General features: G+C 47.2%; 16 protein-coding genes. 14 read left to right on the top strand and 2 right to left on the bottom strand.

What is annotated here, in order from left to right:
- Positions 1-266: 266 nt before the first annotated feature.
- Positions 267-950, bottom strand: a complete 684-nt coding sequence (locus MZ182_RS15100; protein ID WP_129980180.1) for an endonuclease — start codon at positions 948-950, stop codon at positions 267-269.
- Positions 951-1,058: 108 nt separating this feature from the next.
- Positions 1,059-1,661, bottom strand: coding sequence for a hypothetical protein (locus MZ182_RS15095; RefSeq protein WP_248065730.1), 603 nt, complete (start codon positions 1,659-1,661; stop codon positions 1,059-1,061).
- A 366-nt stretch (positions 1,662-2,027) separates the two neighbouring features.
- Between MZ182_RS15095 and MZ182_RS15090 the strand changes: the two genes are divergently transcribed.
- The 14 genes from MZ182_RS15090 (at position 2,028) to MZ182_RS15025 (ending at position 13,087) form a co-directional block, all read left to right on the top strand.
- Positions 2,028-2,354, top strand: a complete 327-nt coding sequence (locus tag MZ182_RS15090; protein WP_048608521.1) for a hypothetical protein — start codon at positions 2,028-2,030, stop codon at positions 2,352-2,354.
- Positions 2,355-2,369: 15 nt separating this feature from the next.
- On the top strand, positions 2,370-2,789 hold the full coding sequence (locus MZ182_RS15085) for a single-stranded DNA-binding protein (protein ID WP_012368368.1): 420 nt from the start codon (positions 2,370-2,372) through the stop codon (positions 2,787-2,789).
- Between the two features lie 79 nt (positions 2,790-2,868).
- Complete coding sequence (gene bet, locus MZ182_RS15080) at positions 2,869-3,687, top strand: phage recombination protein Bet (protein ID WP_000414662.1); 819 nt, start codon at positions 2,869-2,871, stop codon at positions 3,685-3,687.
- 82 nt (positions 3,688-3,769) lie between these two features.
- Positions 3,770-3,913, top strand: a complete 144-nt coding sequence (locus MZ182_RS15075) for a hypothetical protein (protein ID WP_015066581.1) — start codon at positions 3,770-3,772, stop codon at positions 3,911-3,913.
- A gap of 60 nt (positions 3,914-3,973) precedes the next feature.
- A complete protein-coding gene (locus MZ182_RS15070; protein WP_248065731.1) occupies positions 3,974-4,990 on the top strand; it encodes a YqaJ viral recombinase family protein in 1,017 nt (338 codons plus the stop codon).
- 209 nt (positions 4,991-5,199) lie between these two features.
- Positions 5,200-6,159, top strand: a complete 960-nt coding sequence (locus MZ182_RS15065) for an AAA family ATPase (protein WP_067206276.1) — start codon at positions 5,200-5,202, stop codon at positions 6,157-6,159.
- The gene (locus tag MZ182_RS15060; RefSeq protein ID WP_248065732.1) at positions 6,159-6,929 is read left to right on the top strand and encodes a hypothetical protein; all 771 of its coding nucleotides are present in this window, start codon (positions 6,159-6,161) and stop codon (positions 6,927-6,929) included. The genes MZ182_RS15065 and MZ182_RS15060 overlap by 1 nt, the downstream gene beginning before the upstream one ends.
- A 95-nt stretch (positions 6,930-7,024) precedes the next feature.
- On the top strand, positions 7,025-7,978 hold the full coding sequence (locus MZ182_RS15055) for a DUF3150 domain-containing protein (protein ID WP_000027442.1): 954 nt from the start codon (positions 7,025-7,027) through the stop codon (positions 7,976-7,978).
- A 61-nt stretch (positions 7,979-8,039) separates the two neighbouring features.
- Positions 8,040-8,480, top strand: coding sequence for a hypothetical protein (locus tag MZ182_RS15050; protein WP_001192020.1), 441 nt, complete (start codon positions 8,040-8,042; stop codon positions 8,478-8,480).
- A gap of 69 nt (positions 8,481-8,549) precedes the next feature.
- A complete protein-coding gene (locus MZ182_RS15045; protein ID WP_248065733.1) occupies positions 8,550-10,205 on the top strand; it encodes a VWA domain-containing protein in 1,656 nt (551 codons plus the stop codon).
- 81 nt (positions 10,206-10,286) lie between these two features.
- The gene (radC, locus tag MZ182_RS15040; protein ID WP_248065734.1) at positions 10,287-10,784 is read left to right on the top strand and encodes a RadC family protein; all 498 of its coding nucleotides are present in this window, start codon (positions 10,287-10,289) and stop codon (positions 10,782-10,784) included.
- On the top strand, positions 10,784-11,125 hold the full coding sequence (locus MZ182_RS15035) for a hypothetical protein (protein WP_001014427.1): 342 nt from the start codon (positions 10,784-10,786) through the stop codon (positions 11,123-11,125). The genes radC and MZ182_RS15035 overlap by 1 nt, the downstream gene beginning before the upstream one ends.
- A gap of 91 nt (positions 11,126-11,216) precedes the next feature.
- Positions 11,217-12,290 (top strand): primase-helicase zinc-binding domain-containing protein, encoded by a 1,074-nt coding sequence (locus MZ182_RS15030; protein ID WP_248065735.1) that lies wholly within the window; start codon positions 11,217-11,219, stop codon positions 12,288-12,290.
- An 89-nt stretch (positions 12,291-12,379) separates the two neighbouring features.
- Positions 12,380-13,087, top strand: a complete 708-nt coding sequence (locus MZ182_RS15025; RefSeq protein ID WP_248065736.1) for a hypothetical protein — start codon at positions 12,380-12,382, stop codon at positions 13,085-13,087.
- Positions 13,088-13,263 lie beyond the last annotated feature (176 nt).

Below are 13,263 nucleotides of genomic sequence, written 5' to 3'. Positions count from 1 at the left end.
ACGGGTACTTTCCAAAGTGACTTAGGGTTCCTTTCTGACAATTTATTAAATGCATAGATATTAACGACGCTATACGAGAGAAATTTGGGGGAATTACGATTGATTGAAAATTCGACTTAATTCGACAAAGCTGATGATGGTTCAAAAGCGAGTCAGATCCGAACGTCCACTTTGGCAGTTGCCGACTATCAGATTAATTTTAGTAATGTTAATCTGATTTTCGCTAAAAGAACCTTGTCCAACAAGTTTGTCTCAGCTAGTTTCAATTAACAGCTATTTGACACATGGCAGTTAGAGTTACCTTGAATAGTTTTAATCTTAAAATCACGCACTTTTTCCCATTCGTCAACAGGGTCCATTCTTGACCAAGCTTCAAATAGCTGAGTTTGTTGCCTACTGAGTCTTAGGCCGTATTGATCTCGCATGTAGAAATAAATTCTAGCAATATCACCCTGACGGTTAGCTGGTGGTTCTGCTCGACGGTCTTTGAAATCAACTTCGAAATCACATTGACCATAGGATCTTGGTTCATTCGGAATCATGCCAAATCGAAAATTTGACCTATCCCCATTGAGCTCTCCTACAGATGGTACGAGGTTATGGAGATCCGAAACCATTTTAGAAAACTCAGGATCATTCTTTTCGCAGTTCCGACGACCACCATTTTGCCAGCATTGGCGTTGATGGCCAATTTCCCAAGCTGAGACTACATGTTCCCACTCTAAGCGTTCACCTCGTTTCGGTTGCTTTCTTGGTTCATATCCGCAAGATGCAGCATCAATCGCACCATCATTGCTATAGCTACATCCACAGTAAAACGTACTCTGGTTGTCTTGGTAAATTTCTCGGGCAAATCGTTTTGCCTGACTGAACGATGTGGGGTGTTCTGCAATTGCAGGTATAGCGAATAACGCTATAAAGAAAGTAACGAAAAAATTAGTTCTATTCATGTAGCTTGGCCAAAAATGACAGTTAAATTCATTTTAATGATTTTGATAGAAAATACAGCAAGATGAAGAGCCCCTTCGAGAGGGGCTGGTTGATGGGAGCCTAGTTGGCTAGTTGGCGGGGTTATCTGTTTCCTCTTCAGTGATATCGTCATCGGTTGAAGGCACCGCTTGCTCAACTTCTGCTTCTTTACCCTTAGCTTGGGCTGATTTTCGTGCTCGAATTTCGATATCAATAATGCGTCGTGCAAGTTTGATAATGCGCTGTTGCCATGCGTAGTTGCCATCAACGCGTTGCTTGTTGCTAAGCACGCTAGACAACCAGAGAGTGTCCATTGAGATCATTAACGCATCGAGTTTGCGCACTAAGCCGACAAACTGGCCAACCTGAGGCGAGCTTATTTTGGCGTTGAAGGTAATCGGGTCGGTGTAGTCAGGTACTTCATCGATACCGTTGGACTCCATCAATTTGTCTAAACGAGCTTGTTCGTTGTCTACCCCCTTAGCGCAATCCTCGATCAACTGGCTAATGATCTGTTCCACTTCATCAATTTCGTTCTCATCGCCGATGATGCGCAGGATGACATCGATTCCGTAAAGCGCACTGACCGTCCGTCTAAAAACACGGTCAACGACACGTTGCGCCTGTAAGCTATTAATTGTGAATGATTGTTCAAAGATGGGTTTTGAGTAATTGGGTCTTGCTTGGGCCATAAGTTTGCTCCTGATATGACAATAATCAGTCCCTAGCCTAATCCTCTGTGCGGTAATGGCCTTTCAGCTAGGTGGAAGAATTGAGCATCTTTCTAACTATCCTGTCTGGATAAGACGGTTACACTGACTATCAAATATTGCTGATCTGTTTCAGTGATATCTGCGCCTGAGAGCATGAGCTCAAAGGAAGCCCGCCGCTGAGTTTTCTCAGTGGTACTAAGAGGTAGCTAGCCTCCTTAAACAAATAGCCTGCATGTTTTTACATGCGCAACCATGCGTTCCTTACGGTTCGCCTTTTCACCACCCAACTGGGGGAGTTTTCCCCAGTTGGGGTGACTCCTTCACAACCAAATTAAGGAGTCACCAATGGAATATATCTTCGGATTTATTATCCAAATCGCAGGCATTATGTTGCTTGCAAAACTGAGCTGGTCGCTTTTGCGATTACTTGCTCGTCAAACCGTGCGCCCGTTTCGATTTGTACTTACTCAAATCAAGCGATTGCTCACACCAACATCAAAACGTCGTCCAATGGCAGTGCCTAAAGCTCCTGGTATGCCCCGTTTGACATCTGCGTTTTACAAAGAGCCACATCAGTACGACATGGCTTTACTCGAAATACCAACCTATCTGCGTCGTCAGTCTTCTTTGCCCAGTCGGGTAGAAGCAACTGTGTGCACAGAGTTCAACTAAGACGAGGAGAACATCATGAAAAACCAAGTAACACTCATAGGCTACGTTGGCTCTGAGCCAGAGACGCGAGCCTATCCATCAGGTGATTTAGTGACCAGCATTTCACTGGCCACTTCTGAGAAATGGCGCGACCGTCAATCCAATGAGCTCAAAGAGCATACGGAATGGCATCGGGTCGTTTTTCGAGATCGTGGTGGATTTAAGTTAGGGCTAAGAGCAAAAGATTTGATCCAAAAAGGAGCGAAGCTTTTTGTTCAAGGGCCTCAGCGCACGCGCTCATGGGAGAAAGATGGCATTAAGCATCGATTGACCGAAGTGGACGCGGACGAGTTTCTGCTTCTTGATAGTGTGAACAAAGCATCTGAGCCATCACCGGCGGATGATGCGAGCTCCCAAGCTAATTGGGCACAAACTTATCCTGAACCAGATTTTTAACCGAGCGATAACGCTTTAACCCAGCCGGGAGTACTTTCCCGTCAGGGGCAGACTCCCACTTTGATTGTCGGAGTCCATAATGGAAAAACCAAAGCTAATCCAACGCTTTGCTGAGCGCTTTAGTGTCGATCCAAACAAGTTGTTCGATACCCTAAAAGCAACAGCATTCAAGCAACGTGACGGTAGTGCACCGACCAATGAGCAGATGATGGCGCTCTTGGTGGTTGCAGATCAGTACGGTTTGAACCCTTTCACCAAAGAGATTTTTGCGTTCCCTGATAAACAAGCTGGGATTATCCCAGTGGTAGGTGTCGATGGATGGTCTCGCATCATCAATCAACACGACCAGTTTGATGGCATGGAGTTCAAGACTTCAGAAAACAAAGTCTCACTGGATGGCGCGAAAGAATGCCCTGAATGGATGGAATGCATCATCTATCGGCGCGACCGTTCGCACCCAGTCAAAATCACTGAGTATCTGGATGAAGTCTATCGACCGCCTTTTGAAGGTAATGGCAAAAATGGCCCTTACCGTGTAGATGGTCCATGGCAGACGCACACTAAGCGAATGCTAAGACATAAATCCATGATCCAGTGTTCCCGCATTGCGTTTGGCTTTGTGGGAATTTTCGATCAAGACGAAGCGGAGCGAATTATCGAAGGCCAAGCAACACACGTTGTTGAGCCATCTGTGATTCCACCCGAGCAAGTTGATGATCGAACCCGAGGGCTTGTTTACAAGCTTATCGAGCGGGCGGAAGCTTCAAACGCTTGGAATAGTGCATTGGAATATGCCAATGAACATTTTCAAGGTGTTGAGCTGACGTTTGCGAAGCAAGAAATCTTTAATGCTCAGCAACAAGCAGCCAAAGCGCTCACACAGCCTTTAGCTTCTTAGCGCCACGCATTCATTTTTCTAACCCTGGCGGGATTATTCTCCCGTCAGGGGGAAGGTCTCGTCTTTTTTTTGGAGATCTTCCATGACTAAATCAGCCTCACTTTTTCGCTTGGTATTGGTTGTTGCCCTTGTCTTAGGTTCGATTCAAGCCGGTAAAGCGGCAATTGATTCGGTTCAAGCAAGTGTTGTTCAGCACCAAACAGCGTTAGCACAAGCTGCAAAGTAACCACTTAACCCTGAAGGGGAGTTCTCTCCTTCAGGGGAGTCTCCCTTCAAAGGAGGCAATATGAAGGTTATCGACCTATCACAACGTACTCCTGCATGGCACCAGTGGCGCATTGCAGGGGTTACGGCATCTGAAGCCCCAATTATTATGGGGCGTTCACCCTACAAAACACCTTGGCGATTATGGGCAGAAAAAACCGGATTCGTATTACCGGAAGACCTGTCGAATAATCCAAATGTGCTTCGTGGTATAAGGTTGGAGCCTCAAGCAAGGCGAGCATTTGAGAATGCGCATAATGACTTTCTTCTGCCGTTATGTGCAGAAGCCGATCATAACGCAATCTTTCGAGCCAGCTTTGATGGCATCAACGATGCGGGCGAACCCGTTGAACTGAAATGTCCTTGCCAGTCAGTTTTTGAGGATGTGCAAGCTCACCGAGAACAAAGCGAGGCGTACCAGTTGTATTGGGTGCAAGTACAGCATCAAATACTGGTCGCCAATAGCACGCGAGGTTGGTTGGTTTTCTATTTTGAGGATCAACTGATTGAGTTTGAAATACAGCGAGACGCGGCGTTCTTAACTGAGTTGCAAGAAACAGCGCTTCAGTTTTGGGAGTTAGTACAGACCAAAAAAGAGCCGTCAAAATGCCCTGAGCAAGATTGTTTTGTTCCCAAGGGTGAAGCCCAGTACCGCTGGACATCGCTGTCTCGACAGTATTGCTCAGCACATGCCGAAGTGGTCCGACTGGAAAATTACATCAAATCTTTGAAAGAGGAAATGCGAGACGCCCAGTCAAAATTGGTCGCCATGATGGGTAACTACGCTCATGCCGACTATGCTGGGGTCAAACTCAGCCGCTACATGATGGCGGGCACGGTGGACTATAAGCAATTGGCCACCGATAAGTTAGGCGAGCTGGATGAACAGGTTTTAGCCGCTTACCGAAAAGCGCCACAAGAGCGGTTGCGCATTAGCACCAATAAGCCAGAGCAGCCCGTTGAAACACCAATCAAAATCAGTCTTGAGCAAGATAACTTGGTTCTGCCAGGTGACTCGCCGAGCTCATTTTACTTTTAACGTTCACTTGGAGCCGATTTCGGCTCCTTTCTCATGCGCTTACATCGAGTGCATCAGAAAGCAGTTTCACTCGTAGCCAATGCTGGGTACGAATGATAGAGCGAGCTGAACTCTTACATACACAGCCATACCACAATCAACACACCACCCGACGGGGACTTCATTCCCTGTTGGGGCATGGGGCCTCGTTAAAACTAATGAGGTTTACCATGACAGAACAATCCCCATTTTTGGTTCAAGTGAATCAAGCGTTTAATGTCCCGGCTCCTGATGCTTTCGTTCTGGAAGGATATGGTGCCGACACTACCCATCCAAACATTCCCGTTCGCAAGGACGAGTATGTTTTTAGAAAAGAAGACTTACGTGACGTATTGGCGTTCTTGTCTCACCCAGACGGTGACGGTTTGTATATTACAGGCCCCACGGGATGCGGTAAGACCTCGCTAATTTGCCAAGTTGCTTCTCGATTGAATTGGCCTGTTCAGCAAATTACTGCGCACGGTCGATTGGAGTTGTCCGATCTTATCGGTCACCACACACTGGTTAATGGCAACATGACCTTTGTGTATGGGCCGCTGGCACTGGCTGTCAAGCATGGCCATTTGCTGATCATTAATGAAATGGATCTTGCTGAGCCTGCTGAACTGGCTGGGCTCAATGACATTTTGGAAGGTGCCCCGTTGGTCATCGCACAAAATGGCGGTGAGATCATCATGCCACATGCCAAGTTTCGTTTTATCGCTACCGGCAACAGTGCGGGCAGCGGTGACCAAACGGGCTTGTATCAAGGTGTGCTCCAACAGAATTTGGCTTTTCTTGATCGCTTTAGAATCATCGAAGCGACCTATGCAGAGCCTTCTGTAGAGGAAGCCATTCTGGAGAACGTTGCGCCGGGCTTGCCAGAAGTCTTTCGCCAGAAAATGGTGAAAGTGGCTGGTGACATTCGTCGTCTTTTTATTGGGGGCGCGGATGGCGGTGCTGAGCTTAGTATCACCATGTCCACTAGGACCTTGGTGCGCTGGGCAAAGTTAACACTTGCTTTCAAAGGTGCTCCTAACGCAGTGGAGTATGCACTGGTTCGGTCTTTGACGGCTCGTGCTGAGTTGGAGCAACGTGAAGCTATTCACCGTATTGCCGCTGATGTCTTCGGTGACCACTGGGAGGATTGATGATGGAAAAGTGCTTTGCTCTTTACCGTTACAGTCATTCTGATGGGACAGCCAAAGAATGGGCCATTTACGTTGGATCAGACACCCAGGAGATTGAAGTTCGGTTTGGAAAAGCTGGTCAAATGTCGCAGCAGCGATTGATTGACTCGACTGATCCTAACGCTGAAGCAGACCGACGAATCAATGAGAAAATCAACAAGGGTTATCGATTTGTTGGACAAGTCGGCATTGATCATCAAGGGCGGCCATTTGAACTCTCAAATGCGCTAGATAGCGTCGCGTGCGCCAATAACGTCAGTTGGGAGTTTCGTACTCGCAAGGACGTCAATGGCCAAATCTCGCTGGCTCAAAAAGCGTTGTTCGATATGGCAAAGCTGCTTGAAGCCTATGGCTTGGCTGTTATTGATGATAACCAGGTCAGGATTGGAAAATGGTCATTAGGGTTTTGCAAAAGCGGATTACCTAGTACCAATCAAATCAGCATGGTGTCAGGTGAAGGCGCTGGCATTGTTAACACTGATGATGGCCCGTGGCCATTGTTGCTGTTACTGGCCTTTAAGCGTCAATTACCACCATTGTGTTCGCTCACAGTAGCGAGTCCTGAAGGGATAGAAGTATCCGACCAACTGAAGTTGGAAAAAGATGTATTGCGGTTGCTAGGCAGTGATTTAGAGCGGGTTCGCCCGATTGCTGAAGCACTGGACTTAATGCCTGCGAAAATCGATCTCAACCAATCGTCGCCTGATTCGCAAAATTACTATTTCTTATAGTGGTATTGCCATTAGCGCGTCAACTACTACCACCCAAACGGGGGCCATTGCTCCTGTTGGGAGTGGTGCGTCCCCATCTCGCATGAGGATGCACTATGAGTATTCAAACCCTCGACAAACTTTTGATTTGTCACATCGACTGTTCCATCTGGAGCGGTAGAAAAAAACTAAGGCCTGAAGATTTCAGATTAGCCAATGGCAGCCAACTTCCACCGAAGGATGTTGCCAGCTTAGGGAGTAAAAAAATTTGCGACCCAGAGGCATTGGCGAACTTTGAACGGCTTAAAAAAGAAGCGCAGCGCTTGTGTGAGCAAGTCGGTGTGCGGTTTTTAGGTGGCTATGCCGTCCCTGAAGACCGAATTGATCAGATTGTTCCAGAGCTTGACCGGATCGGTCAGGAGTTTGCGCAGTGTAAGCAGTTGTTCTTGGACAACTATGATCAGGTGACGTTTGACTGGGTTGCGAAACACCCGGAATTTGCAGATGCAATCCGGCGTGCGCTGTCACCCATCGAAGACGTGGAACAACGGCTTCAGTTCGATTATGCCATCTATCGAATGCAACCGGCTGAACAAGCTGGAGGCTTAGATGACAAGGTCAATGGTATGGGACACACCCTCTTTAGGGAGGTGGCTCGTGATGCCAATGAACTGTTTGAGCGTTCCGTTGCAGGCAAGAATCAAATCAGTCAGCGAGCCCTTAATCCGCTCAAGCGATTAAGAGACAAGTTGGATGGTTTGTCCTTCCTGGATCATCGAGTTCAGCCGATGGTTGAAGCGATGGACAATTTATTTGTTCGTCTGCCGAAGACCGGCCCTGTGACAGACAATCTCTATCACGAACTGATGGCGACCATTTTAATTTTGTCTGATCCAGACAAGATGAGAATGCACGGTGAAGGTCAATTGGATATCAGACAACTGATGCCCAAACCTGAACCTAAACCCGCACAGCCAGTATCTGCTCAGGTAGATAACTTACGTGCAATACCACAACCAACCGTCAGACCAAACCTTGGTTCGACTGTACCAAACTCATTTTATTTCTAACGTCCTTGAGGGCATGTTGCCCTGAAGGGCGCATGTCCTCTGAACTATGTAAGAGGAAATTATGCAATCAACCATCCATAACCCCAGCCAACTGAACCAGTTTGAAGCACATTTTCGTGGTGTGACTGATGCGGTTGAAAGTGAATCGATACCAGAAGTGGCGTGTTGTCGAACGTTAGTACAACGGTCGTACTCAACACATAGTGTCGTGATCCCCAAGAATCCTGTTTTGATCGCAGATGCGGACGAACAAGGAGCTTGGGTAACGGCCATGGTATTTGTTCCAAACATGGCATTGCAGCAAACCGCTTTTGAGCGGGCCTGGCTGCAATATCAGCACGAGGTGTCTACTCAGTTACAAGACCAGTACGGTCTGACATTGGATGACATCCTGAGTTTAGACCAGCTTAAAACGTCATTTGAGCAGCACGAGAGTCCAGCTCAATTGGTGGCTTGGTTAGGTCAAAAATATGACCTGGATAAGCTAAAAGCACAGGTTTAAACACTTACATTCCCAGCGGGGAAACGCTCCCGCTGAGGGAGTATTCCCCCTAATGATTAGGAGACTCCCATGAATCATCCATTAAAAAACGCACTGCCAATCGTTGCCGCCGCTTATGGCGAAAAGTTTGGTGTGAAGGTGCTTATTCAAGGACAAGATGCGTTTACCGATGGTGAGCGGATTGTGATCCCAACAGCAAACCCAGACGACCCACACTATCAACAGATAGCTTGGGGTTATCTGGCTCATGAAGCGGCGCATATTCGGCATACCAATTTTGACATGGTGCAGAAGGCGTCGTCCAAACCGATCCGTAAGGCACTTCTCAATATCATTGAGGACGTTCGCATTGAAAACGAATTGGCAAAGGATTACCCCGGAACCCGGCGCAGTATTTCGCAAGTGATTGAGTACATGGTAGACACTCAGCAAATGTGTGTACCTGAACAGCTTGAGCCTGCATCTAACTTGCAAGCCTGGTTGTTGTTCCGCTTGAGATGCCATTTTCTGGGCCAGAAAGCGCTGACGCCTTTGTATCAAGCAGTTGATGAAAGAGTGAGACAACTCTTTCCTGCCGCAGCGATGAGCCGGTTAAGCGCCATGCTGACAGCAGTGCCTAGCTTAGGGTCTACAGGTGAAGTGCTGAAACTTGTCGATGCCATCGTTGCCATGTTGGAAGAAGAATCTCGTCCACCACAGGATGAGTCGGATGCTGATAGCGGTAATGACATTGGACAAGATTCGAGTAATGACAGCAATAGCAGTAGTGACAGTCAAACCCCGGAAACAGGTTCGTCTGCAACAGGGGATGCTGCTGAAACGGGTGATTCTGATAACTCTGATCAAGCTGACAACTTGCGACAAGCCTTAGAGGCCAGTGCCGCTCAGTTTGAACCCGATACCTTTGCACAAGTGGCAGAAGTGTTGTCGGAACAAGCTGAAGGACATCAGGGTGTCACTCCACTCAGTTTGCCCCAAGCAGAGCAAGCTATGTTGGGTGATGAGGCCATCTTGACCTTATCGGCGTCTGAGTCCGCTCAAATTCGAGCCCGACTTAGGGGCATGGTTCAGTCCAGTCAGGACAATCGGAATCATGCCAAACGGCAAGGTCTTCGAGTTGCAACCCATCGTCTTGCCGCTTCACAAGCAGGTGAGTCGAGATTGTTTATTCAAAGGCAACCTCGCATTGCGCCTAATGCTGCTGTGCACTTGCTGGTCGATATATCGGGTTCAATGGGTAAACCCATTGGCGAAGGTAATCGAAAGTACTTTCATGTTGCCAATGAAGCTGCTTTGGCTTTGGCCATGGCACTGGAAGGCATACCGGGTGTTGTACCTGCGGTCAGTTATTTTCCTGGTATTCATCAGGAAGTTTCTATCGCGTTATTGCCCAAGCAATCGGTTCGACATCGGGCCGCCTGTTTTGACCAAAAACCACGAGGTTGTACGCCTATGGCACAAGCGATGTGGTTTGCTGCAAACAGTTTGTTAGCACAAAAACAGAAGCGAAAGCTAATGATAGTGCTAACGGATGGTGACCCAGATGATTGGGCTGCTACGCATGACATTGTTGACCGGTGCAGACGAAGTGGCTTTGAGCTGCTGGGAATAGGGATTCAAACACGCAGTGTTGAGAGATTCTTTCCACAAAGCATCGTGATTAACGACGTCAAAGATCTAAAGCGTGAGTTATTCGAAGTAACACAACAACTGTTAATTCAGTAACCACATCCATTTTACCACCCTGCGGGGACGATTCCGTCCCCGTCTGGGCATGGGTTCGTCTCCGTTTTTTTGGAGACTCCTATGAAAAACAAAAAATTCTTAGCTGGCGAAGAAGCCGGTACTTACATCGTTCCTGAGCAGGTGACCGAAGCCGATATATTAGATATGGCGCTCAAGCTTTCCCGTGGTCGATTGAGTAAAGGTCGCAAAATTGAACAGCCATCGTCGGCGTTCTCATACCTGCAAACACTGATGCACGAGTATGAGCACGAAGTCTTTGGCGTGCTGTTTCTTGATACAAAGCATCGCGTTATTCGATTTGAAGAGCTGTTCAAAGGCACTTTAGATGCGGCGAGCGTGTATCCAAGGGAAGTAACAAAGCGTGCGCTAGAGCTTAATGCGGCAGCAGTGATACTGGTTCATAACCATCCATCGGGTGATCCTGAACCTAGTGAAGCTGATAAACGCATCACTCATCGACTCCGTGACGCCTTGTCACTTGTTGATATTCGAACGCTTGACCATGTTGTGGTCGCATCCGAGGGCTGCGTTTCGCTTGCCGAACGCGGTTATCTTTAATGAATGGGCGCATTGCCCATTCTCCTACATCACAAAAGCAGTCCCATCAACACACATCATCACAGCTCGAATTTCTATTTGAGTTTGATGATGCCCCAGTCACTTGGTCTGACACGGAAATCTGGCAGTTACGCGAAGGCATTCTATTGGATGCGATCCGAGTATTGCTGGATGGCCGTGTCAGTACTCGGTTGCGAAAGGATGTGTTGTCGTGGATTAAAAATGACGAATTAGCGCCATTTTGCTTTCGTGTTTGCGCGATGGCTGCGGTTGTCGATCCTGATGTGCTTCGTGATTCCATCATGTGGCTATTAAGACGACATGGTATCCAGCTTGACTAACGTTCCTGCATTAACCAAACGGCTTAATGCAGGACCCAAGCTGACTTTTACCACCAGTGGTAGGAGTCGGCTTTTTACTTAAGGAGGTTATATGGCGTTACCTTTACAAATTGAAACAGTAAGGCCATATCTTAACGACCAATGGCTTCAAGTATTAGCGGCATTGGTGCCAGAACTTGATGCCGCTATTGCTCGAAAAGGCCGTCATGTGGCTTGTCCTGTTCATGGCGGTCGTGATGGCTTTAGGCTTTTCAAAGATGCTGAATATACCGGTGGTGGCGTTTGTAATACCTGCGGTATCTTTCATGATGGCTTTGAACTGTTGTCTTGGATTAATGGGTGGAACTTTGCTCAGTCTATTGAAGCAATTGGCCAAGTTCTTGGTATTCAACCCGGACAAATACAAGCACCTTCTCGGGTAATAACGCGTAACGCTGTTGATTGGAAGGCTAGAAAGCAGGACGAGGACAAAGCGATTATCCATCGCTTGAATCAAACCTGGGGAGAAACGCTATCTCTTGCAGATACTCGTGCGCAACCAGTTTGGAACTACTTGCATCGTCGTGGCATTGTGACGCGGCTTCGTCCTGAATGGGATTCGGTGCTGAGGTTTCATCCAAGCTTGCCTTACCATGATGAAGATGGTCTGTTTATCGATAGCTACCCAGCGCTGCTAGGTAAAATCGTTACGCAGCAAGGGCGTTCGGCCACGTTTCATCGGATCTACCTAAGTGAAGATGGATTCAAAGCGCCGGTTGAAAAGCCTAAAAAGATGATGCCGATACCAAGTGACAGAGCAATCACTGGAGGTGCCATTCCGATAGGTGAACCTGGTGGAGTATTAGGTGTTTCTGAAGGCATCGAAACAGCTCTAGCGGTTACCAGAGCTACGGGACAAACATGTTGGTCGGTTGTGAATGCAACGCTACTGGCTAGGTTTGAACCACCAAGTAATGTGAAAATGCTGTACATCTGGGCAGATCACGATCTCTCTGAGACCGGCCTGAATGCTGCGAATGAACTCAAGAAAAAAGCCTGGCAAAAAGGCATCCTGACACAAGTGTTGATCCCTCCGATACCAACGTCACTCGGCGTGAAAAGTTGGGATTGGAATGATGTGCTGAATGTTTACGGTGCCATCGGCTTTCCGAAAGTTCATATCTGATCCAAGGGGCTTCGGCCCCTTTTTTTGCGCCTTGCATATTTGAAAAAACATGGAGAATGAAAAATAGATAACCAATAGGAGAAACAAACATGATGGTATTAACCCTGTTAACAAAGCAGATTGATGGTGAGTTTACGGTTTACTGGAAGACCGGCATTCGAAGAGGTGGCGAGCTAAAGGTCAATTTAGGTGAGCAATACGACAAGCTACCTGAGCAGAAAAAGCCTATTGCAGCTGAGCTCTATGCTATTCATCACCTCTTGTCAGTGAAAGAGGTGATGGGCAGTAACCGAAGCGGCAATGGGCTTCAAATCCGAGTCAGTAAAGGAGCCATCAAAAAGTTACAGAAACAACGCTCAACTCAGCATTCACTTTACAGCCTGACCAGGTTCTTGCTCACCCGTTACCAAGAAGCACAGATATCGGTAGAGAAACGGGAAGATTGGCTCTCATATTCTTTTGAAGAATACAGCGTCGATAATGCTACAGTGAGAGAAATCGATGAGGTCATCAACGTTCCGAACATTGGACCTGTCGTGGTGACTCGTCACGCGCTTGAAAGGTTCGTGGAACGGCTTTCAGACGGCGTACCTAAGCATCCTTGGAAGGCTTTATGCTCAAAGCTGCTATGTTCTGCGTTAACTAAAGCCGAGTTACCAGAAAGCGTCGCTACTAAAAAAGCAAAAAAATATGCACAAGAGGCCGAGTTCTGGCAGCATCTTGGTAGCAAAATGCACTTTGTTATGATTCCGGGTGACTCAATGAAAACGTTGGTTACGGTTTTTGCAGTAAAGTAAGTTAATTTAGTATTCGCACTTTATGAATATTACTTATGTGCCAGAAGCGGATATTCACTAAGCTTCGATTAAATCTGCGCTTTTCACTGAAAGCTGACATTCCTGACAAAAACTGAAACGGAGCTCTCGAAAATTTCGATACATTCACGAAATTCCAAATGGTTTATATGGGAAGT

Origin of the sequence: Shewanella sp. JNE2 (assembly GCF_023159115.1) — a bacterium.
GTDB lineage: Bacteria > Pseudomonadota > Gammaproteobacteria > Enterobacterales > Shewanellaceae > Shewanella > Shewanella putrefaciens.
Note: the sequence above shows the minus strand (reverse complement) of the source record. Positions and strands in the feature narration are given on the sequence as shown.

Bases quoted from the DNA above. Each gene is read 5' to 3' on its own strand.
- MZ182_RS15100 (WP_129980180.1), bottom strand. From the start codon at position 950: ATGAATAGAACTAATTTTTTCGTTACTTTCTTTATAGCGTTATTCGCT.
- MZ182_RS15095 (WP_248065730.1), bottom strand. From the start codon at position 1,661: ATGGCCCAAGCAAGACCCAATTACTCAAAACCCATCTTTGAACAATCA.
- MZ182_RS15090 (WP_048608521.1), top strand. From the start codon at position 2,028: ATGGAATATATCTTCGGATTTATTATCCAAATCGCAGGCATTATGTTG.
- MZ182_RS15085 (WP_012368368.1), top strand. From the start codon at position 2,370: ATGAAAAACCAAGTAACACTCATAGGCTACGTTGGCTCTGAGCCAGAG.
- bet (WP_000414662.1), top strand. From the start codon at position 2,869: ATGGAAAAACCAAAGCTAATCCAACGCTTTGCTGAGCGCTTTAGTGTC.
- MZ182_RS15075 (WP_015066581.1), top strand. From the start codon at position 3,770: ATGACTAAATCAGCCTCACTTTTTCGCTTGGTATTGGTTGTTGCCCTT.
- MZ182_RS15070 (WP_248065731.1), top strand. From the start codon at position 3,974: ATGAAGGTTATCGACCTATCACAACGTACTCCTGCATGGCACCAGTGG.
- MZ182_RS15065 (WP_067206276.1), top strand. From the start codon at position 5,200: ATGACAGAACAATCCCCATTTTTGGTTCAAGTGAATCAAGCGTTTAAT.
- MZ182_RS15060 (WP_248065732.1), top strand. From the start codon at position 6,159: ATGATGGAAAAGTGCTTTGCTCTTTACCGTTACAGTCATTCTGATGGG.
- MZ182_RS15055 (WP_000027442.1), top strand. From the start codon at position 7,025: ATGAGTATTCAAACCCTCGACAAACTTTTGATTTGTCACATCGACTGT.
- MZ182_RS15050 (WP_001192020.1), top strand. From the start codon at position 8,040: ATGCAATCAACCATCCATAACCCCAGCCAACTGAACCAGTTTGAAGCA.
- MZ182_RS15045 (WP_248065733.1), top strand. From the start codon at position 8,550: ATGAATCATCCATTAAAAAACGCACTGCCAATCGTTGCCGCCGCTTAT.
- radC (WP_248065734.1), top strand. From the start codon at position 10,287: ATGAAAAACAAAAAATTCTTAGCTGGCGAAGAAGCCGGTACTTACATC.
- MZ182_RS15035 (WP_001014427.1), top strand. From the start codon at position 10,784: ATGAATGGGCGCATTGCCCATTCTCCTACATCACAAAAGCAGTCCCAT.
- MZ182_RS15030 (WP_248065735.1), top strand. From the start codon at position 11,217: ATGGCGTTACCTTTACAAATTGAAACAGTAAGGCCATATCTTAACGAC.
- MZ182_RS15025 (WP_248065736.1), top strand. From the start codon at position 12,380: ATGATGGTATTAACCCTGTTAACAAAGCAGATTGATGGTGAGTTTACG.